Source organism: Streptomyces sp. NPDC001933 (assembly GCF_042890955.1).
GTDB lineage: Bacteria > Actinomycetota > Actinomycetes > Streptomycetales > Streptomycetaceae > Streptomyces.
Genome location: NZ_JBIASS010000006.1, coordinates 165,554 through 184,275, shown reverse-complemented (window position 1 = coordinate 184,275; position 18,722 = coordinate 165,554). Strand labels below are relative to the sequence as shown.

At 70.6% G+C, this 18,722-nt stretch carries 18 protein-coding genes; 11 read left to right on the top strand and 7 right to left on the bottom strand.

Annotated features, from left to right (window positions below):
- Nucleotides 1-49: 49 nt before the first annotated feature.
- Genes ACFYY7_RS17255 through paaA form a run of 5 tightly spaced genes read right to left on the bottom strand, consistent with a single transcriptional unit; the run spans nt 50 to nt 3,610 of the window.
- Nucleotides 50-1,108: a 2Fe-2S iron-sulfur cluster-binding protein gene (locus tag ACFYY7_RS17255; RefSeq protein ID WP_388662311.1), complete on the bottom strand. Its 1,059-nt coding sequence runs from the start codon at nt 1,106-1,108 to the stop codon at nt 50-52.
- Nucleotides 1,109-1,615, bottom strand: a complete 507-nt coding sequence (paaD, locus tag ACFYY7_RS17250) for a 1,2-phenylacetyl-CoA epoxidase subunit PaaD (RefSeq protein WP_266731389.1) — start codon at nt 1,613-1,615, stop codon at nt 1,109-1,111. It lies immediately after the preceding gene.
- Nucleotides 1,609-2,310 (bottom strand): 1,2-phenylacetyl-CoA epoxidase subunit PaaC, encoded by a 702-nt coding sequence (gene paaC / locus ACFYY7_RS17245; RefSeq protein WP_388662308.1) that lies wholly within the window; start codon nt 2,308-2,310, stop codon nt 1,609-1,611. The genes paaD and paaC overlap by 7 nt, the downstream gene beginning before the upstream one ends.
- On the bottom strand, nt 2,307-2,597 hold the full coding sequence (paaB, locus tag ACFYY7_RS17240; RefSeq protein ID WP_266731391.1) for a 1,2-phenylacetyl-CoA epoxidase subunit PaaB: 291 nt from the start codon (nt 2,595-2,597) through the stop codon (nt 2,307-2,309). The genes paaC and paaB overlap by 4 nt, the downstream gene beginning before the upstream one ends.
- Nucleotides 2,594-3,610 (bottom strand): 1,2-phenylacetyl-CoA epoxidase subunit PaaA, encoded by a 1,017-nt coding sequence (paaA, locus tag ACFYY7_RS17235; protein WP_376418513.1) that lies wholly within the window; start codon nt 3,608-3,610, stop codon nt 2,594-2,596. Before paaA ends, paaB begins: the two co-directional genes overlap by 4 nt.
- A 115-nt stretch (nt 3,611-3,725) precedes the next feature.
- On the opposite strand from paaA, the gene ACFYY7_RS17230 reads away from it, so the two are divergent.
- The 3 genes from ACFYY7_RS17230 to ACFYY7_RS17220 all read left to right on the top strand — a co-directional run bounded on the left by ACFYY7_RS17230 (nt 3,726) and on the right by ACFYY7_RS17220 (nt 6,531).
- Complete coding sequence (locus tag ACFYY7_RS17230; RefSeq protein ID WP_388662306.1) at nt 3,726-4,508, top strand: DUF5819 family protein; 783 nt, start codon at nt 3,726-3,728, stop codon at nt 4,506-4,508.
- Entirely contained in the window at nt 4,505-5,758 is a 1,254-nt protein-coding gene (locus tag ACFYY7_RS17225) for an HTTM domain-containing protein (RefSeq protein WP_388662304.1), read from the top strand. The genes ACFYY7_RS17230 and ACFYY7_RS17225 overlap by 4 nt, the downstream gene beginning before the upstream one ends.
- Before the next feature lie 128 nt (nt 5,759-5,886).
- On the top strand, nt 5,887-6,531 hold the full coding sequence (locus ACFYY7_RS17220; RefSeq protein ID WP_358947329.1) for a TrmH family RNA methyltransferase: 645 nt from the start codon (nt 5,887-5,889) through the stop codon (nt 6,529-6,531).
- 110 nt (nt 6,532-6,641) lie between these two features.
- Here ACFYY7_RS17220 and paaN read toward each other — a convergent pair whose 3' ends face one another.
- On the bottom strand, nt 6,642-8,342 hold the full coding sequence (gene paaN / locus ACFYY7_RS17215) for a phenylacetic acid degradation protein PaaN (protein ID WP_388662302.1): 1,701 nt from the start codon (nt 8,340-8,342) through the stop codon (nt 6,642-6,644).
- Nucleotides 8,343-8,465: 123 nt separating this feature from the next.
- On the opposite strand from paaN, the gene ACFYY7_RS17210 reads away from it, so the two are divergent.
- Nucleotides 8,466-9,059: a TetR/AcrR family transcriptional regulator gene (locus ACFYY7_RS17210; protein ID WP_344512695.1), complete on the top strand. Its 594-nt coding sequence runs from the start codon at nt 8,466-8,468 to the stop codon at nt 9,057-9,059.
- Nucleotides 9,060-9,167: 108 nt separating this feature from the next.
- Here ACFYY7_RS17210 and ACFYY7_RS17205 read toward each other — a convergent pair whose 3' ends face one another.
- Nucleotides 9,168-9,674, bottom strand: a complete 507-nt coding sequence (locus tag ACFYY7_RS17205) for an Lrp/AsnC family transcriptional regulator (protein ID WP_388662669.1) — start codon at nt 9,672-9,674, stop codon at nt 9,168-9,170.
- Nucleotides 9,675-9,938: 264 nt separating this feature from the next.
- Here ACFYY7_RS17205 and pdhA point away from each other — a divergent pair, with 264 nt between their 5' ends.
- The 7 genes from pdhA to ACFYY7_RS17170 all read left to right on the top strand — a co-directional run bounded on the left by pdhA (nt 9,939) and on the right by ACFYY7_RS17170 (nt 18,660).
- Nucleotides 9,939-11,093 (top strand): pyruvate dehydrogenase (acetyl-transferring) E1 component subunit alpha, encoded by a 1,155-nt coding sequence (gene pdhA, locus ACFYY7_RS17200; protein ID WP_356081752.1) that lies wholly within the window; start codon nt 9,939-9,941, stop codon nt 11,091-11,093.
- Nucleotides 11,090-12,121 (top strand): alpha-ketoacid dehydrogenase subunit beta, encoded by a 1,032-nt coding sequence (locus ACFYY7_RS17195; protein WP_360930189.1) that lies wholly within the window; start codon nt 11,090-11,092, stop codon nt 12,119-12,121. The genes pdhA and ACFYY7_RS17195 overlap by 4 nt, the downstream gene beginning before the upstream one ends.
- Nucleotides 12,121-13,563, top strand: a complete 1,443-nt coding sequence (locus tag ACFYY7_RS17190) for a dihydrolipoamide acetyltransferase family protein (RefSeq protein ID WP_388662300.1) — start codon at nt 12,121-12,123, stop codon at nt 13,561-13,563. Before ACFYY7_RS17195 ends, ACFYY7_RS17190 begins: the two co-directional genes overlap by 1 nt.
- Nucleotides 13,564-13,673: 110 nt before the next feature.
- Entirely contained in the window at nt 13,674-14,528 is an 855-nt protein-coding gene (locus ACFYY7_RS17185) for an NTP transferase domain-containing protein (protein ID WP_388662298.1), read from the top strand.
- Entirely contained in the window at nt 14,525-16,345 is a 1,821-nt protein-coding gene (locus ACFYY7_RS17180; protein ID WP_388662296.1) for a molybdopterin molybdotransferase MoeA, read from the top strand. Before ACFYY7_RS17185 ends, ACFYY7_RS17180 begins: the two co-directional genes overlap by 4 nt.
- Nucleotides 16,303-17,445 (top strand): potassium channel family protein, encoded by a 1,143-nt coding sequence (locus ACFYY7_RS17175; RefSeq protein ID WP_388662294.1) that lies wholly within the window; start codon nt 16,303-16,305, stop codon nt 17,443-17,445. The genes ACFYY7_RS17180 and ACFYY7_RS17175 overlap by 43 nt, the downstream gene beginning before the upstream one ends.
- A gap of 228 nt (nt 17,446-17,673) precedes the next feature.
- On the top strand, nt 17,674-18,660 hold the full coding sequence (locus tag ACFYY7_RS17170; RefSeq protein ID WP_266731409.1) for an NAD(P)H-quinone oxidoreductase: 987 nt from the start codon (nt 17,674-17,676) through the stop codon (nt 18,658-18,660).
- Nucleotides 18,661-18,722: the final 62 nt, after the last annotated feature.

Here is an 18,722-nt window from a genome sequence, read left to right as displayed (position 1 = left end):
AGAACAGGTTCTACGAGAAGGGAACAGAGAAGGAGCGCGACGGGGTCGCTCAGCGGTCGAAGTCGAGCTCCACCTCCGGTGTGACCGGATGTGACTGGCAAGCCAGCACATAGCCCGCGCCCGTCTCCTCGGGCTCCAGCGCGAAGTTGCGGTCCATCCGCACCTCGCCCGAGACCAGGAACGCCCGGCAGGTCCCGCATACCCCGCCCTTGCAGGCGTACGGTGCGTCGGCACGGCTGCGCAGCACCGTCTCCAGCAGCGACTCGCCCTCCTCCACGGGCCAGGTGCCGGAGCGGCCGTCCAGGGTCGCGGTGAGACGGCTGTGAGCGGGCGATTCGATCCGGGGGCGGGCGGATGTGCTCGGGCCCTCGTCCACATGGAAGATCTCCTGGTGGATGCGGGTCCGGTCGACGCCCAGGCCGCGCAACGCCCGGTCCGCGGCCAGGACCAGCCCGAACGGCCCGCAGAGGTACCAGCCATCCACCTCGGCCATCGGAAGCAGCGCGGGCAGCAGCTCGGTGAGACGGTCCTGGTCCAGCCGTCCGGAGGGAAGGCCGGCCTGCTGCTCCTCTCGGGAGAGCACCGTGACCAGCTGGAACCGGTCCGGGTAGCGGTCCTTGAGGTCGGCGACCTCGTCCAGGAACATCGTCGAGAGCGCTGTCCGGTCACTGCGGATCAGGCAGAAATGGGCGTCGGGTTCCCTCGCCAGCAGCGTGGCCGCGATCGACAGCACCGGTGTGATTCCGCTGCCCCCGACGATCGCCGCGAAGTGCCCGGCGCGGGGCGCCAGCACGAAGCGGCCCATCGGGGACATCGCCTCGACCACGTCACCGACGGCGAGTTCCTTCAGGGCGTACGTGGAGAACGCGCCGCCGTCGACGAGCCGGATGCCCACCCGCAACACCGGCTCGTGCGGCTCCTCGACGGCCGGGGAGCAGATCGAGTAAGAGCGGCGGATCTCCTCGCCGTCGACCGTGTACCGCACGTTGAGATGCTGGCCGGGCTTGTGGCGGAAGGTCTCGCGCAACTCGGACGGCACGGCGAGGGTGACGGCCACCGAATCGTCTGTGAGCCGTTCGATGGCACGGACCCGGAGCGGATGGAACATCTACAACTCCTTGAAGTGGTCGAACGGTTCGCGACACGTCACGCAGCGGCGCAGCGCCTTGCACGCGGTCGAGGAGAACCGGCTCAGCAGCTCCGTATCGGTGGAGCCGCAGTGCGGGCAGCGCACAGAGAGCGTGAGCGGGACCGGGCCGCCGGCGGGGGCCGTGACATCGTGCGGGCGCGGGGGCGCTATGCCGAACTCCGCCAGCTTGCGCCGCCCTTCCGCGCTGATGTCGTCCGTTGACCAGGCCGGCGAGAGCACGGTGACCACGGAGACCTCCGGTATGCCGTGGTCGTGCAGAACCCGCTCGATGTCCGCGGACATGGCCTCGATCGCGGGGCAGCCAGTGTAGGTCGGGGTGAGACGCACGGTGACCTTGCCGGGGGCGAGGACGTCCACGCCCCGGAGCACCCCCAGCTCGTCCAGGGTGAGCACGGGCAGCTCGGGGTCGGGCACGGAGCCTGCGAGGCGGTGCAGCTCCTCCTCCAGGAGTGTCTCGGTCACCATGACGCCCCCGGGTGGCTGCGATGCAGGTGCTGCATCTCGGCGATCATGCGGCCGAAGGGTTCCGTGTGGATGCCCTGGCGTCCCGCGCCCGCCGTCCACGCCCCGGACTGCGGACCGGCCGGCAGCGTCAGAGTGGCCTGGTCCAGCACCGCGGAGACGGACTCCAGCCAGCCGCCGCGCAGCGACTGCCAGTCGATCTCCACGCCCTCGACGGGCTCGAACAACTCGCCGGTGAACCGCCAGAGGGCGTCCACCGCGCGCTGCATCCGGTCATGGCTCTCGTCCGTGCCGTCGCCGAGCCGCAGCGTCCAGTGCTCCGCGTGGTCCTGGTGGTACGCGACCTCCTTGACGGCCTTCGCCGCCAGACCGGCGAACGCGCTCCCGCCCGAGGCCAGCTGCTCGTACAGCAGCCGCTGATAGGTGGAGAAGTAGAGCTGGCGGGCGATGGTGTGGGCGAAGTCGCCGTTCGGCTGCTCGACCAGCTGGACGTTGCGGAAGGCGCGCTCCTCGCGCAGGTACGCCAGCTCGTCCTCGTCGCCGGCCATGGTGAGGAGCACCCGGGCCTGGCCCAGCAGGTCCAGGGCGATGTTGGCCAGGGCCACTTCTTCTTCCAGTACGGGCGCATGGCCCGCCCACTCCCCCAGCCGGTGCGAGAGCACCAGCGCGTCGTCGCCCAGGGCGAGGGCCGCGGTCACAGGTGCTTCACCCCTTCCGGGATCTCGTAGAACGTCGGGTGCCGGTACGGCTTGTCAGCGGCCGGCTCGAAGAAGGAGTCCTTCTCGTCCGGGGACGAGGCCGTGACCTGTGCGGACGGGACCACCCAGATCGAGACGCCCTCGGAACGGCGGGTGTACAGATCGCGCGCGTTGCGCAGGGCCATCTCCGCGTCCGGGGCGTGCAGGCTGCCCGCGTGGGTGTGGGAAAGGCCGCGGCGGGAGCGCACGAACACCTCCCACAGTGGCCATTCGGTCGAGCTGCTCATGCTGTCGCCTCCCCGTTCCTCGCTGCTGTGTGCGTCGATGTGTGCTTCTCGGCGTAGGCAACCGCCGCGTCCCGGACCCAGGCGCCCTCCTCGTGCGCCCGGCGGCGCTGGGTGAGGCGCTGCTCGTTGCACGGGCCGTTGCCCTTGAGGACCTCCTGGAACTCCTTCCAGTCGATCGCCCCGAAGTCGTGCTGTCCGCGCTCCTCGTTCCACCGGAGGTCCGGGTCCGGGAGGGTGAGCCCCAGCGCCTCGGCCTGCGGGACGCAGATGTCCACGAAGCGCTGCCGCAGCTCGTCGTTGGAGTGGCGCTTGATCTTCCAGGTCATCGACTGCGCCGAGTGGGCCGAGGCGTCGTCCGGTGGGCCGAACATCATCAGGGACGGCCACCACCAGCGGTTCACCGCGTCCTGCGCCATCTCGTGCTGCGCCGGGGTGCCGCCGCTGAGGGTGAGCAGCAGCTCGTACCCCTGGCGCTGGTGGAAGGACTCCTCCTTGCAGATGCGGACCATCGCCCGGGCGTACGGGCCGTAGGAGCAGCGGCACAGCGGCACCTGGTTGGTGATCGCGGCGCCGTCCACGAGCCAGCCGATCGCGCCGACGTCCGCCCAGGTCAGCGTCGGGTAGTTGAAGATCGATGAATACCTCTGGCGGCCCGCGTGGAGCTTGTCGAGCAGCTCCTCGCGGCCGGTGCCGAGGGTCTCCGCCGCGCTGTACAGATAGAGGCCGTGGCCCGCTTCGTCCTGCACCTTGGCCATGAGGATCGCCTTGCGGCGCAGCGAAGGCGCGCGCGAGATCCAATTGGCCTCCGGCTGCATGCCGATGATTTCGGAGTGGGCATGCTGGGCCATTTGCCTGACCAGCGAGGCGCGGTACGCATCGGGCATCCAGTCGCGTGGCTCGATGCGCTCGTCCGCCGCCACTGCGGCGTCGAATGCCGCCTCCAGGGCCTCGTCCGCCCCTTCGGGCCTGTCCGCTCCCGCCTGCGCTGTCTGGTCCGCAGTCACTGCCGCCATCCCGGACTCCCTACCGACCGATCGTTCGGTTCAATGTCTTCAATGGTGAGTCGGCGGCCCGTAGGGTGTCAACCCTGTGGATAACTGACCGGGGATCGACGGGGATCGGGGCGGGATGGATTCGTACGACGACAGGGGTTCCGAGAGCGGGAACGGGAGTGCCGAGGGCGGGAGCTGGAGGGCCGAGCCGGGGCCGGATCAGCGGGCGGACGAGCCTTCCGGTGCTGGTCAGGCCCTGGAGGCAGCTCCTCGTGAGGGGATGGCTGCGCTGTCTCTTCCCTACCAGATCGTTGCCGCGATAGCACTGTCGGTCATCGGCCTGGTCGCCTGTGGACAACTGGTCATGGTGTTTCTGCACGTCGCACCTTCCAACACCCTGACCAAGCAGCACGGCGAAGCGGTCGACGAGTGGGTCTATCCCGAGTTCGAGCAGAACTGGAAGCTCTTCGCCCCGAATCCGCTCCAGCAGAACATCGCCGTTCACGTACGAGCCGAGATAGCCGGCCCCGACGGGCGCCGCACCACGCCCTGGATGAGCCTTTCCGGCGAGGACGGCAAGGCGATACGCGGCAATCTCCTCCCCAGCCACGTCCAGCAGAACGAACTCCGCCGCGGCTGGGACTTCTACCTCAGTTCCCACGACAACCAGAACCGTGCCAACGGGCTTCGCGGCCAGCTCTCCGAGCGCTACATCCGCCGCATCGTGATGCTGCGCCTCGGCGAACACGACTACGGCGGCACCGTCGAGCGCATCCAGGTCCGTTCCGAGGTGCGGTCCGTCGCGGCGCCCGCGTGGAGCGAGGAGAAGATCAGCACGCGGCCGTCCTACCGGGTACTGCCGTGGTGGACGGTAACTCCCGAGGATCTTCCCAAGGGCGCCGAGGGGGCGGACAAGTGAGTACGGCCATTCTCGACCGCAAGGCCGACAACAAGCTCGCCCGCGGTATCCAGCGCGTCACCTCCACGGCCCTCGGCCAGTATCAGAGTGCCGTCATCCGGATCGGCTTCTCGGCCACCTATCTGTTCTTCCTGCTGCGCGAGCTGCCGCACCGCCACGAGATGTACGGCCCCGACGCCCCGTGGCGCTGGGACATGGCGCAGCAGCTCATATCCGGCAACCAGTCGTTCACCGCGCTCATGTGGTCGGACAGCACCGTCTGGTTCGAGGTCGTGTACGCGGTCGCGTTGATCTCCGCGGCGCTGCTGATGGTCGGCTGGCACACCCGGGCCACGTCGGTGCTCTTCATGGCCGGGGTGCTCTCCCTGCAGAACCGCAGCATCTTCATGGGCGACGGCGGCGACAACGTCATCCACCTCATGGCGATCTATCTGGTGCTCACGCGCTGCGGGCGGGTCTGGTCGCTGGACGCCCGGCGGGCGGCGCGGCAGGCGCGCGCGGAAGCGGACGGGGCGCGGAGCCCGGTGCTCGGCAATCTGGCCGGTCCGGTGCTCTGGGTGGTGCTCGGCCTCGTGCTGATCGTGGCCAGTGTGACGGACGGGCTCGGCGGTACCTGGTGGCTGCCGACTCTGCTCTGGTTCCTGTGGGTCGGTGAAGGCGCTTGGTGGGCCGTGAACCGTTACGCACCGCAGAGCCAGTCGCGCACGCTGCTCGATGTCGTCGCCAATCTCGCCCACAACGCGACCCTCGTCGTGATCATGGCCGAGGTCTGTCTGATCTACGCCACCGCGGGGTGGTACAAGATCCAGGGCTCGCGGTGGCAGGACGGCACGGCGCTGTACTACCCGCTCAAGCTCGACTACTTCACGCCCTGGCCCGGACTGTCGGACATCCTCGCCTCCAACTCCGTGATGGTGATGGTGCTCACCTACGGCACGGTCATCGTCCAGGTCGCGTTTCCCTTCACCCTCTTCAACCGGCGGGTCAAGAACGTCCTGCTCGTCGCCATGATGCTTGAGCACGCCGGCATCGCCCTGCTGCTCGGGCTGCCCTTCTTCTCCATGGCGATGATCGCCGCCGACTCCGTCTTCCTGCCGACCGTCTTCCTGGTCTGGCTCGGCGGCCGGGTGACGCTGGCCCGCGAGCGACTGTTCCCGGTCAGGACCAGGATTCCCGGTCAGCGGCGTGGCGGCGACGACGTGGAGGCCCCGCAGCACAGCGGCGACGGGGGCCATACGCTCGTCGGGTGAGTAGTGAGAGCGGCAGTACGGGCAGCGCAGGCAGCAGCGGCGGGGAATCGTCGACCGAGGAGACCGCCGGGCCCGATGCGTCCGTCGCGTCCGCGGCGTCGGCGGAGCCCGGCGCGTCCGCGGAACCGATGCAGTACGACGACGGGTTCGGGACGGAGATCGGCGTCGGGCCGCACCCGCTGCCCTGGCCCGTGGACGAGCGGTACGACCCCGAGCTGCTCGCCCACGGCGACCGGCGCAATGTGGGCGACGGCTACCGGTACTGGACCCGGGAGGCGATCGTCGCCGATCTGGATCTGCGGCGGCACGACTTCCACGTCGCGGTCGAGAACTGGGGCCACGACTTCAATATCGGTTCCGTGGTGCGCACCGCGAACGCGTTTCTCGCCAAGGAGATCCATATCGTGGGGCGGCGGCGCTGGAACCGGCGCGGTGCGATGGTCACCGACCGGTACCAGCATGTGCGGCACCACCCCGATACGGAGTCGCTGACCGCGTGGGCGCAGGCCGAGGGCCTGCCGATCATCGGGATCGACAATCTGCCGGGGGCGGTGCCGCTGGAGCGGACCGAGTTGCCCCGGCGCTGCGTACTGCTCTTCGGGCAGGAAGGGCCCGGGCTCACCGAGGAGGCCCGTAAGCACGCGGCGATGGTGTGCTCCATCGCGCAGTTCGGGTCGACGAGGTCGATCAACGCGGGGGCCGCGGCCGCCATTGCCATGCATGCCTGGGTGCAGCGCTACGCGGAGATCCCTGAGGCAGGAGAACACGGCTAGGGCCTGCGGGCCTGGGGCCGGTCCGGCGGATCATGATCGGTCGGGGCCCCGGGCCCCTGCTCCCCGGGCGCCGGAGGGGCTGAGGGGAGCGGGGGCGACGGGGGCCGCGGTCATGCCTGGCGGCGGACCTCCACCATGCGGAAGCGGTTGGAGACGAAGGCTCCGTCGCACAGCGCCGCGTTCGCTGCCGGGTTGCCGCCCGAGCCGTGGAAGTCGGAGAAGGCCGCGGTCTGGTTGACGTACACCCCGCCGGTCAGGTTCAGCGACAGCTGGGCCGACTCGTCCAGGCAGACGTCTTCCACCGCGCGTTCCACATCCGGTGAGGTGGTGTACGCGCCGACCGTCATCGCGCCCTTGTCGCGGACCGTGCGGCGGAGCAGCTCCACGGCGTCGGCCGTCGAGTCGACCGCTACCGCGAAGGCCACCGGGCCGAAGCACTCCGACAGGTAGTGCTGCTCGTCGTCCGGCTTGGTGGCGTCCAGCTTGACGACGACGGGGGTGCGGACCACGGCATCGGGGAACTCCGGGTTGGCCACCTCGCGGGAGGGCAGGGCGACTTCGCCGAGATCCGCGGCCGCCTCCAGGCGGGCCTTCACATCGGGGTTGACCAGGGCACCGAGCAGGGCGTTCGCCCGGGCGTCGTCGCCCAGCAGGCCGGTGACCGCGGCGGCGATGTCGGCGACCACTTCGTCGTACGTCTTGTCGCCGGCGTCGGTGGTGATGCCGTCCCGGGGGATCAGCAGGTTCTGCGGGGTCGTGCACATCTGGCCGCTGTAGAGGGAGAGGGAGAACGCCAGGTTGGACAGCATGCCGCGGTAATCGTCCGTGGAGTCGAGGACGATCGTGTTGACCCCGGCCTTCTCCGTGTACACCTGGGCCTGGCGGGCGTTGGTCTCCAGCCAGTCGCCGAAGGCGGTCGACCCGGTGTAGTCGATGATCTTGATCTCGGGGCGGAGGGCCAGGGTCTTCGCGATGCCTTCGCCCGGCCGTTCGGCGGCAAGGGCGACCAGGTCGGGATCGAAGCCCGCCTCGGCGAGCACCTCGCGGGCCAGCTGCACCGTGAGCGCGAGCGGGAGCACGGCGCGGGGGTGCGGCTTGACCAGGACGGGATTGCCGGTGGCCAGGGAGGCGAAGAGGCCGGGATAGCCGTTCCACGTGGGGAAGGTGTTGCAGCCGATCAGGAGCGAGATGCCGCGCGGTGCCGCGGTGAAGGACTTCTGCAGCTGGAGCGGGTCGCGCTTGCCCTGCGGTTTGGACCAGTCGGCGCTTGCGGGGGTGCGGATCTGCTCCTCGTACGCGTACGCCACAGCTTCCAGGCCGCGGTCCTGGGCGTGCGGGCCACCGGCCTGGAACGCCATCATGAAGGCCTGGCCGCTGGTGTGCATCACGGCGTGGGCGAATTCGTGGGTCCTGGCGCTGATCCGGGCGAGGATCTCCAGACAGACCAGGGCCCTGGTCTCGGGACCGGCCGCACGCCAGGCGGGCATGGCCGCACGCATCGCCGGAAGCAGGACGTCCAGGTCGGCGTGCGGGTATTCGACACCGAGCTCCGGCCCGTACGGAGAGGTCTCTCCGCCCGTCCAGCCGTCGGTGCCGGGCTGGCCGAGGTCGAGCCGGGTGTTCAGCACGGAGTCGAAAGCGGCCTTGCCCTCGGCGGCGCTCAGGCTGCCGGGGGCGCCGCCCTCGCCGTATGCCTTCGGATGCTCGGGGTGCGGGGACCAGTAGGCGCGCGTACGGATCGCGTCGAGGGCCTGGTCGAGCGTGGGGCGGTGCTTCTCGGAGAGCAGGTGCGGGGAGAGCTCGGCGGCCATGACGGACCAACTCCTCATCGAGCTGGGCAGGGACGGGCGGACAGAGTTAGAGTAACCGAACGATCGGTCGGGACAAGGGGGCCCGCCAAACCTGTGGACAACTCGTAGGGGAGGATCGCGGACATGACCACGGCCAAGCGGGACACGTACACCCCGGAGACTCTGCTCACCGTTGCCGTCCGTGTCTTCAACGAGCGCGGCTACGACGGCACGTCCATGGAGCACCTCTCCAAGGCGGCGGGCATCTCCAAGTCCTCCATCTACCACCACGTCGCGGGCAAGGAGGAGCTCCTGCGCCGCGCGGTCAGCCGTGCGCTTGACGGACTCTTCGGAATTCTCGACGAGCCGGGAGCGACGCAGGGGCGTGCGATCGAGCGGGTCGAGTACGTCACCCGTCGCACCGTCGATGTGCTGATAGCCGAACTGCCCTACGTCACGCTGCTGCTGCGGGTGCGGGGCAACACGAAGACGGAGCGCTGGGCCATGGAGCGGCGGCGCGAGTTCGACCAGCGGGTGACCGATCTGCTCAAGGCCGCGGTGGCGGACGGCGACCTCCGCTCGGACGTGGACATACGACTGGTGACCCGGCTGCTCTTCGGAATGGTCAACTCCCTGGTGGAGTGGTACCGGCCGCTGCCCGACGGCGGGGCCGACGGGGAGCGGCTGGCGGACACGCTCGTCCGTGTGGCCTTCGAGGGGATGCGGTCCAGCCGTTGAGCGGTTGGGCCGTTGAGTTGTCGAGCCGCTGAGGTTTTGAGGCGTTGAGGTTTTGAGCTGTTGAATCGTTGATCCGTTGACGGCTGCTGGGCGTCCGGCAGGCCGCGGTCAGGTGAGCTCGGGGGGTCTGTCCGTGCCCGGGGTCAGGTCCGTCTCCTCGAACACCAGGAGTGTGCGGGTGGAGAGCACCTCCGGGATGGCCTGGATCTTTGTCAGGACCAGTTCGCGCAATGACCTGTTGTCCTGGGTGTGGACCAGCAGCAGGACGTCGAAGTCGCCGCTGACCAGTGCGATATGAGTCGCCCCCGGCAGTGCCTGGAGCTCCTCGCGCACTGTGCGCCAGGAATTCTGGACGATCTTGAGCGTGATGTACGCGGAGGCGCCCTGCCCCGCCCGCTCGTGGTCCACGCGTGCGGTGAAGCCCCGGATCACGCCGTCGTCGATGAGCCGGCTGATCCGGGCGTAGGCGTTGGCCCGGGACACGTGGACGCGATCGGCCACCGACCGTATCGAGGCGCGGCCGTCCGTCTGGAGCAGTCGCAGGATGCCGCGGTCGATGGCATCGAGCGGCCGCGCGGGCGGAATCTGGCCGACGCCCTCGCCCCCGTCGGCCATTTGTTCAGCTGACATGTGCCCCCACCTCTCCGTCCTGGACGACCTGTCTCTATCCCAGGCTGTGGAGAACCGTTTGTCCACAGGCTGAAGGTGCCTGTAGCCAAAATGCGCTCGCGACCGAACAATCGGTAGGTGAGGCGCCCCACATCCGTGCCTCGGACAGCGCTCGACATTTCGATGCATTTCGACACCCCTCGGTATCGGACGATCCCCTGATGCCGACAGACGCCGCTCGAAAACCCTCGATGCCAGGAGGTGCTTGTCATGACGGTCCAAGAGCTGCCCGGCGCGGCTGCTTACCGGCCCACGCCGCCCCCGGCCTGGAAGCCGCTCACCGATCCCGCGCCGCTGCTCCCGGACCCCGAGCCGTATCGCGTGCTCGGTACGGATGCCGTGGCCGATGCCGATCCCGAGCTGCTGCTGCGGCTCTACGCGGAGCTGGTCCGAGGCCGGAGGTACAACGCGCAGGCCACCGCCCTCACCAAGCAGGGCCGGCTCGCCGTCTACCCGTCGAGCACGGGGCAGGAGGCCTGCGAGATAGCGGCCGCGCTGGTGCTGGAGGAGCGGGACTGGCTCTTTCCCAGCTACCGGGACACCCTTGCGGCAGTGGCCCGCGGCCTGGACCCGGTCGAGGCCCTGACACTGCTGCGCGGCGACCGCCACACCGGATACGACCCGCGTGAGCACCGCATCGCACCGCTCTGCACCCCCCTCGCCACCCAGCTGCCGCACGCGGTCGGGCTGGCGCACGCGGCGCGCCTCAAGGGCGACGACGTGGTGGCGCTCGCCATGGTCGGCGACGGCGGGACGAGTGAGGGCGATTTCCACGAGGCGCTGAATTTCGCGGCTGTCTGGCGGGCGCCGGTCGTTTTTCTCGTGCAGAACAACGGCTTCGCGATTTCCGTACCGCTGGCGAAGCAGACCGCTGCCCCGTCCCTGGCGCACAAGGCCGTGGGGTACGGGATGCCGGGCCGGCTGGTGGACGGGAACGACGCGGCCGCGGTGCACCAGGTCCTCGGTGAGGCGGTGGCGCGGGCCCGGAGCGGCGGCGGGCCGACGCTCGTCGAGGCGGTGACGTACCGCATGGACGCCCATACGAATGCCGACGACGCCACCCGCTACCGCGTCGACAGCGAGGTGGAGGCCTGGCGCGCGCATGACCCGATCCAGATTCTGGAGCGGGAGCTGACCGGGCGGGGGCTGCTCGGTGACGAGGGGATCGAGGAGGCGCGCGCGGCCGCGGAGCGTATGGCGGCCGCTCTGCGCGAGCGGATGAACGCCGATCCGGTGCTGGACCCGATGGATCTGTTCGCCCATGTCTACGCGGAACAGACCGCACAACTGCGGGAGCAGGCGGCCCGGCTGCGCGTCGAGCTGGACGCCGAGCACGACCAGGACGACATGGAGGAAGGGCGATGACCACCGCAGCGGCGACGGCCGGAGAGCGGACGGCGAAGGCCAAGCCCGCCACGATGGCGCAGGCACTCGGGCGGGCACTGCGCGACGCGATGGCGCAGGACCCGGCCGTGCATGTACTCGGTGAGGACGTCGGCACGCTCGGCGGGGTCTTCCGGATCACCGACGGTCTGGCGAAGGAGTTCGGCGACGACCGTTGCACGGACACCCCGCTGGCCGAGGCGGGAATCCTCGGGGCGGCCGTGGGCATGGCGATGTACGGGCTGCGGCCCGTGGTGGAGATGCAGTTCGACGCCTTCGCCTATCCGGCGTTCGAGCAGCTCATCAGCCATGTCGCGAAGATGCGGAACCGGACGGCCGGCGCCATGCCGCTGCCGATAACGGTCCGGGTGCCGTACGGCGGCGGGATCGGCGGGGTCGAGCACCACAGCGACTCCTCGGAGGCGTACTACATGGCGACGCCCGGCCTCCAGGTCGTCACGCCCGCCACGGTCGAGGACGCGTACGGGCTACTGAGGGCTTCGATCGCCTCGGACGATCCGGTGGTGTTCCTGGAGCCGAAGCGGCTCTACTGGTCGAAGGCGGACTGGTCGCCGGAGGCGCCGGTGGCGGTGGAGCCGATCGGCCGGGCCGTGGTCCGCCGGCCGGGCCGCAGCGCGACGCTGATCACGTACGGGCCGTCGCTGCCCGTCTGCATGGAGGCGGCGGAAGCGGCCGTCGAGGAGGGCTGGGACCTGGAGGTCGTGGACCTGCGCTCGCTGGTGCCGTTCGACGACGAGACCGTCGCCGCTTCGGTCCGGCGTACGGGGCGTGCGGTCGTCGTCCACGAGTCCTCCGGATTCGGCGGTCCGGGCGGTGAGATCGCGGCTCGGGTGACCGAGCGCTGCTTCCACCACCTGGAGGCGCCGGTGCTGCGGGTCGCCGGGTTCGACATTCCGTATCCGCCGCCGATGCAGGAGAAGCACCACCTCCCGGGCGTGGACCGGGTGCTGGACGCGGTCGCCCGCTTGCAGTGGGAGGCGGAGAGCTGATGCCGCAGGTACTCGAATTCAAGCTGCCGGACCTCGGCGAGGGGCTCACCGAGGCGGAGATCGTGCGCTGGCTGGTGGAGGTCGGCGATGTCGTTGCCATCGACCAGCCGGTCGTCGAGGTCGAGACGGCCAAGGCGATGGTGGAGGTGCCGTGCCCGTACGGGGGCGTGGTGACCGCGCGGTTCGGCGAGGAGGGCTCGGAACTGCCGGTCGGGGCCCCTCTGCTGACGGTGGCGGTCTCGGTGGGGGCGGATGAGGAGGGAGCGGGGTCCGGTCCAGGCTCGGGCTCGGGGGATGGTTCCGGGGCCGGTTCAGGCTCGGGCTCCGGGGATGGTTCCGGGGCCGCGGTGGAGTCGTCCGGCAATGTGCTGGTCGGGTACGGGACGGGTGCACCGGTGGCGCGCCGTCGTCGGGTCCGTCCCGCTGCCGTGGCTGCGGCTGTTCCGGCTGCGGCTGTTCCGGCGCGGGTGCCGGTGGCTCCGGTGTCGGCTCCCGATCCCCTGCCAGTTCCGGTGCCGGGTCCGGTGGCGGTTGTCTCTCCGCTGGTACGGAAGCTGGCGCGGCAGAATGATCTTGACCTGCGGCAGCTGGTGGGATCCGGTCCGGACGGGCTGATCCTGCGGGCCGACGTCGAATCGGCGATCAGGGCGCTGGCGGAGGGGACGGCGGCTCCCCGGCCGGCCTCAGTGCCGACGCCGGAGGTGGTGGCGGAGTCGGTTTCCGGTGCGGTGGCGGGCCCGGCCGCGCAGCGGATTCCGTTGCGCGGTGTACGAGGTGCGGTCGCCGACAAGTTGTCGCGCAGCCGGCGGGAGATCCCCGATGCCACGTGCTGGGTCGATGCCGACGCCACCGAGCTGATGGTGGCCCGAGCCGCGATGAACAGCGCCGCCGGTCCGGCTGCCGGGCCCAAGGTGTCGGTGCTGGCGCTGCTGGCGCGGATCTGCACCGCGGCGCTGGCCCGGTTCCCCGAGCTCAATTCCATGGTGGACCTGGAAGCGCGGGAGATCGTGCGCCTGTCGGAGGTCCATCTCGGGTTCGCGGCTCAGACCGAGCGGGGCCTGGTCGTTCCCGTGGTGCGGGATGCGCAGGCCAGGAATGCCGAGTCGATCGGGGCCGAGATCGCCCGGCTGACCGAGGCGGCGCGGGCCGGGCGGCTGACCCCGGCCGAGCTGACCGGCGGCACGTTCACGCTGAACAACTACGGGGTGTTCGGGGTCGACGGATCGACCCCGATCATCAACCACCCCGAGGCGGCGATGCTGGGCGTCGGCCGGATAGTGCCCAAGCCCTGGGTGCACCAGGGCGAGCTGGCCGTACGACAGGTGGTCCAGCTCTCGCTGACCTTCGACCACCGGGTCTGCGACGGCGGCACGGCGGGCGGCTTCCTGCGCTACATAGCCGACTGCGTGGAACAACCGGCGGTGCTGCTGCGCACGTTGTAGACGAGAACAGCCGCAGGCTTCCGTTTCCTCCCCCTCGCTCGGTCCGGCTGATCGGCTCGATCGCCGACCGGGCGGATCGGCGGAAGCCTGCGGCACGCATACTCGGATGCATGACCGCGTATGACGCCATCGTTCTTGCCGGAGGGGCCGCCAAGCGGCTCGGCGGCGCCGACAAGCCCGGGATCCGGGTCGGGGGCCGTGCGCTGCTCGACCGGGTGCTCGCGGCCTGCGCCGACGCGTCGACGACGGTGGTGGTGGGCGGGCGCCGGTCCACCGTGCGGCCGGTGGTCTGGACGTGCGAAGTGCCCTCGGGGGGAGGCCCGTTGGCCGCTCTCGACGCGGGGGTCCGGCAGACCACGGCGGAGCGGGTTCTCGTGCTCTCCGCCGACCTGCCGTTCCTCGGAGCGGGGACGGTCGGAGCGCTCCTGGCCGCTGCTGGAGAAGGGCAGCGGGACGGGGCTCTGTGCACTGATGAGGAGGGGCGCGACCAGCCTCTCGTCGCCGTCTACCGTGCCGAGCCGCTGCGCCGTGAACTCGCGCTGCTCGCCACCGAGCACGGCAGTCTGTCCGGGCTTCCCCTGCGTCTGCTGACGCCTGAGCTCGACCTTGCCCGGGTGGAGGCCGATCCCCTCGCTTCCTTCGACTGCGACACCTGGGAGGACATCGCATCGGCGCGGGCCCGCATCAGAGAGCATGGGGCCGTGCTGGACGAATGGATCACCGCAGTCAAGAACGAACTCGGCATCGAACTGGACGTCGACACCGACGTCCTGCTCGATCTGGCCCGTGACGCCGCCCACGGCGTCGCCCGGCCCGCCGCACCGCTGACGACCTTCCTCGTCGGGTACGCGGCGGCCATGGCGAGCAGCGAAGCCGACGGCGACGGCGCCACGGCGGTGGCCGAGGCAGCCCGGAAGGCTGCCGCGCTCGCCCTTCGCTGGGCGGACGAGAACGGGACGCAATGACCACCGGAAACGGCGGGTCCGACCGGCCTCCGGCTGCGGGCGTTCCGTCGGCGGGCGGCGGGCCCGTGGTGAGCAGCGGACTTGCGGCGCGGGCGGCCGAGGAGGAACGGGCCGTCGAGCAGGCCCTCGCCCTGGTCGGTAGCCGGTCGTCAAGTGAGCCCCGCCCAACGGGTCGGCATCATGCCGCGGATCGGCCCGGCGCTGCGGGTCGGCCCGACACCGCGGGTCGGCCGCGGTCGTTGGAACCCGAACCCGAACCCGAACCCGAACCCGAACCCGAACCCGAACCCGGTTCCCCGGTGCGGTCGCGCTGCTCTGCGGAGCCGCCCCACTTCGCTGACGAAACCGAGGCAGCGCCCCGTTCACCGGCCCTGGACCCGAGCACCGACGCTGCCCCCGGGCAGGACCGTAACCGGCACGGCCGGAGGCACGGGCACGGGCCCACGACCTCCTGGCGGGAGGCGCGTGCACTGGCTGCCCGATCTGGGAGGTCCGGGAGGTCCGGGAGGTCCGGGCGGGCCGGGGAGTCCGGGCGGGCCGGCGCGTTCCGAGTCGGCCGGCTTCCCCTGGGCCAGGCGCTCGGACACGTACTCGCCGAGCCGCTCGTCGCGCTCACCGATCTGCCGCCCTTCGACACCTCGGCCATGGACGGCTGGGTCGTCTCCGGACCGGGGCCCTGGAGCGTCCGCAAGGCTGCCGGGGCCGACGCCGGATCGAACCGGGATCTGGGCATCCTCGCCGGGCGGAGCGCCCCCGCCGCGCTTCCCGACGGGGACGCCGTACGGATCGCCACCGGCGCCCGCATCCCGGCGGATGCCAACGCCGTGATCCGCAGCGAACACGCTCGCGTGGACGAGGCCACGGGGCTGCTTCACGCGAAACATCAGGTGCTCCCCGGACAGGACATCAGGCCCCGTGGCCAGGAATGCCGTGCCGGCGATCAGCTCATGCCCGCCGGAGCGCTGGTGACGCCCGCCGTTCTCGGCCTGGCCGCCGCTGCCGGGTACGACGCGCTCGTCGTGGTGCCCCGGCCCCGCGTGGACGTGCTCGTTCTCGGCGACGAACTACTGACCGCCGGTCTGCCGCACGACGGGCTGATCCGTGACGCGCTCGGCCCGATGATCGGCCCCTGGCTGCGCGCGCTGGGTGCTGAGGTCTCGGCCCCGCAGCGGCTCGGCGACGACGCGGCAGCCCTGCGGCGCGCCCTCACCACGTCCGACGCGGATCTGGTCATCACCACTGGCGGTACGGCCGCGGGCCCCGTCGACCACGTCCACCCGGTCCTTGCCGAGATCGGGGCCGAGCTGCTGGTCGACGGGGTCGCCGTCCGCCCCGGCCATCCGATGCTGCTGGCCCGCCTCAAGAAGGGCGAGGAACTCAAGAAGAACGACGGTCCGTATCTCGTTGGGTTGCCGGGCAATCCCCTGGCCGCCGTCTCCGGGCTTCTCACCCTCGCCGAGCCCCTCCTCCGTGGGCTGGCGGGACGGGAGGCGGAGGCGCCGTACCGGGTCGTCGTGCGTGACGAGGTGCAGGGGCACCCGCATGACACCCGCCTGGTGCCCGTCGTGCACCGAGCAGGCAGCGCCGCCGACGGGCGGTCGGGCGGCGGGTACGACAGCGGCGGCGCGGGAACCGGGAGCGGTGCCGAGTACGTCGTACCGCTGCACTACAGCGGTCCGGCGATGCTTCGTGGGATCGCTGCCGCCGACGGGCTGGCCGTCGTACCGCCGGGCGGGGTACGGTCCGGCACCGAGGTGGAGATCCTCGATCTACCGTGGGCCTCGGCGATGCCGTGGACGGAAGGGTGTTTCACGTGAAACTTCCCGGCCACGATGCGATGGCCAGGCGCGCTGACGAGCATGCCGTACCCACACGGGTGCTGTTGCCGCGCAGGGTTGTCGACGGACCGGCGAGGCAGGTCGCCAAGCGGCTGATGATGGCGCTGCTGGTGCTTGCCGCAACGGTGTTGATCGTCTGGCTGGACCGTGGCGGATATCACGACGCAGCTGACGGCAAAGTCGATCTGCTGGACGCGGTGTACTACGCGACGGTCACCCTCTCCACCACCGGCTACGGCGACATCACTCCGTACGGGGACGGCGCCAGGCTCACCAATGTGGTGCTCGTGACGCCACTGCGGGTGCTCTTCCTGATCATTCTGGTCGGCACCACTCTTGAGGTCCTCACGGAGCGGACCCGGGAGGACTTTCGGCTGAAGCGTTGGAGAACCAACTTGCGTGATCACACCGTTGTCGTCGGCTTCGGGACGAAGGGCCGTTCGGCCATCCAGACCCTGTGTGCCACCGGCCTGAAGAAGGAACAGATCGTCATCGTCGACCCGGCGACCAAGGTGATCGAGATCGCCAACGCCGAAGGGTTCGTCGGGGTGGTCGGCGACGCGACGCGCAGCGAGGTGCTGTTGCGGGCCGAGCTCCAGAAGGCGCGTCAGATCATCATCGCCACCCAGCGCGACGACACGGCGGTGCTGGTGGCGCTGACGGCCCGGCAGCTCAACCGTGGCGCGAAGATCGTCGCGGCGGTGCGCGAGGAGGAGAACGCCCCGTTGCTCCGGCAGTCCGGTGCCGACGCGGTGATCACCAGTGCCAGTGCGGCGGGCCGGCTGCTGGGTCTTTCCGTCCTCAGCCCCAGCGCGGGCACGGTGATGGAGGACCTGATCCAGCAGGGCAGCGGACTCGATCTCGTCGAGCGGCCGGTGATAAAGGCCGAGGTGGGCAAGAGCGTCCGGGAGACCGAGGACCTCGTGGTCAGCGTGTTGCGGGGGCATCGGCTGCTGGGTTACGACGATCCGGCGGCCAGCCCTCTGCAGTTGACGGACCGCCTGATCACCATCGTGCGTGCCTCGAACGAGTCGCCGTCGGACGGCACGCCCACCGGACTGCCGCGCCCACGCGACTGACCAGCCCGGCCCCCTGCGTACGGCGGGACCGGACTCTGCGTACGGCGGGCACGGCCCCTGTGTACGGCGGGCCCGGACCCCTGTGTACGGCTGGTTTCGCCCGGTGCGTGCGGCCGGTCCCACCTCCCCTGCGTGTGGCCGGCTTCGCTCCCGTCTGCGGATGACCGGACCCTGCCCCGTGCGGCGTCCTTCGTGGTCCTTCATCTGCGACGGAGTAGCCTCGCCGCCATGTATGCGATCACGATCCCTGAACCGGGCGGCCCCGAGGCACTCGTCTGGGCCGAGGTGCCCGATCCGGTTGCCGGCGAGGGCGAGGTCCTCGTCGATGTCGTGTCCAGCGCGGTCAATCGCGCCGATGTGTTGCAGCGGCAGGGGTTCTACAACCCGCCGCCCGGTGCGTCCCCGTATCCCGGCCTGGAGTGTTCGGGCCGCATCTCGGCGATCGGGCCCGGCGTGACGGGCTGGTCGGTCGGCGACGAGGTGTGCGCGCTGCTCTCGGGCGGCGGATACGCGGAGAAGGTCGCGGTGCCCGCCGGGCAGCTGCTGCCCGTGCCGGACGGTGTCGAACCGGCTCTGGCCGCGGCGCTGCCCGAGGTGACGGCCACGGTCTGGTCCAACGTCTTCATGGTGGCCCATCTGCGCCCCGGCGAGACCCTGCTGGTGCACGGCGGCTCCAGCGGCATCGGCACGATGGCGATCCAGCTCGCCAAGGCCGTGGGCGCACGGGTCGCGGTCACCGCCGGAGGGCCGGAGAAGCTGGCGCGCTGCGCGGAGCTCGGGGCCGACATCCTGATCGACTACCGGGAGCAGGACTTCGTGGAGGAGCTGCACAAGGCGACCGACGGGGCCGGTGCGGACGTCATCCTCGACATCGTCGGTGCGAAGTACCTGGACCGGAACGTGCAGGCGCTCGCCGTCAACGGCAGGCTGGCCATCATCGGTCTCCAGGGCGGCATCAAGGGCGAGCTGAATCTCGGCGCCCTGCTGAACAAGCGGGCCGCCGTCACCGCGACCTCGCTGCGCGGCCGCCCGCTCGCGGAGAAGGCCGCCATCGTCGCCGCCGTGCGTGAGCACGTCTGGCCGCTGATCGCGGACGGGGTCGTACGGCCGGTCGTGGACCGCATCGTGCCGATGCCGGACGCCGCCGAGGCCCACCGGGTGCTGGAGTCCAGCGCGCACATCGGGAAGGTGCTGCTGCAGGCCCCGACGGCCTGAAACCGGCCCGGCGCACAGGTCGTGGACCATGTGCGCCGGGCCTCGGTGTCGCCCACTGCTGG

Bases quoted from the DNA above. Each gene is read 5' to 3' on its own strand.
- ACFYY7_RS17255 (WP_388662311.1), bottom strand. From the start codon at position 1,108: ATGTTCCATCCGCTCCGGGTCCGTGCCATCGAACGGCTCACAGACGAT.
- paaD (WP_266731389.1), bottom strand. From the start codon at position 1,615: ATGGTGACCGAGACACTCCTGGAGGAGGAGCTGCACCGCCTCGCAGGC.
- paaB (WP_266731391.1), bottom strand. From the start codon at position 2,597: ATGAGCAGCTCGACCGAATGGCCACTGTGGGAGGTGTTCGTGCGCTCC.
- paaA (WP_376418513.1), bottom strand. From the start codon at position 3,610: ATGGCGGCAGTGACTGCGGACCAGACAGCGCAGGCGGGAGCGGACAGG.
- ACFYY7_RS17230 (WP_388662306.1), top strand. From the start codon at position 3,726: ATGGATTCGTACGACGACAGGGGTTCCGAGAGCGGGAACGGGAGTGCC.
- ACFYY7_RS17220 (WP_358947329.1), top strand. From the start codon at position 5,887: ATGCAGTACGACGACGGGTTCGGGACGGAGATCGGCGTCGGGCCGCAC.
- paaN (WP_388662302.1), bottom strand. From the start codon at position 8,342: ATGGCCGCCGAGCTCTCCCCGCACCTGCTCTCCGAGAAGCACCGCCCC.
- ACFYY7_RS17210 (WP_344512695.1), top strand. From the start codon at position 8,466: ATGACCACGGCCAAGCGGGACACGTACACCCCGGAGACTCTGCTCACC.
- ACFYY7_RS17205 (WP_388662669.1), bottom strand. From the start codon at position 9,674: ATGGCCGACGGGGGCGAGGGCGTCGGCCAGATTCCGCCCGCGCGGCCG.
- pdhA (WP_356081752.1), top strand. From the start codon at position 9,939: ATGACGGTCCAAGAGCTGCCCGGCGCGGCTGCTTACCGGCCCACGCCG.
- ACFYY7_RS17195 (WP_360930189.1), top strand. From the start codon at position 11,090: ATGACCACCGCAGCGGCGACGGCCGGAGAGCGGACGGCGAAGGCCAAG.
- ACFYY7_RS17190 (WP_388662300.1), top strand. From the start codon at position 12,121: ATGCCGCAGGTACTCGAATTCAAGCTGCCGGACCTCGGCGAGGGGCTC.
- ACFYY7_RS17185 (WP_388662298.1), top strand. From the start codon at position 13,674: ATGACCGCGTATGACGCCATCGTTCTTGCCGGAGGGGCCGCCAAGCGG.
- ACFYY7_RS17180 (WP_388662296.1), top strand. From the start codon at position 14,525: ATGACCACCGGAAACGGCGGGTCCGACCGGCCTCCGGCTGCGGGCGTT.
- ACFYY7_RS17170 (WP_266731409.1), top strand. From the start codon at position 17,674: ATGTATGCGATCACGATCCCTGAACCGGGCGGCCCCGAGGCACTCGTC.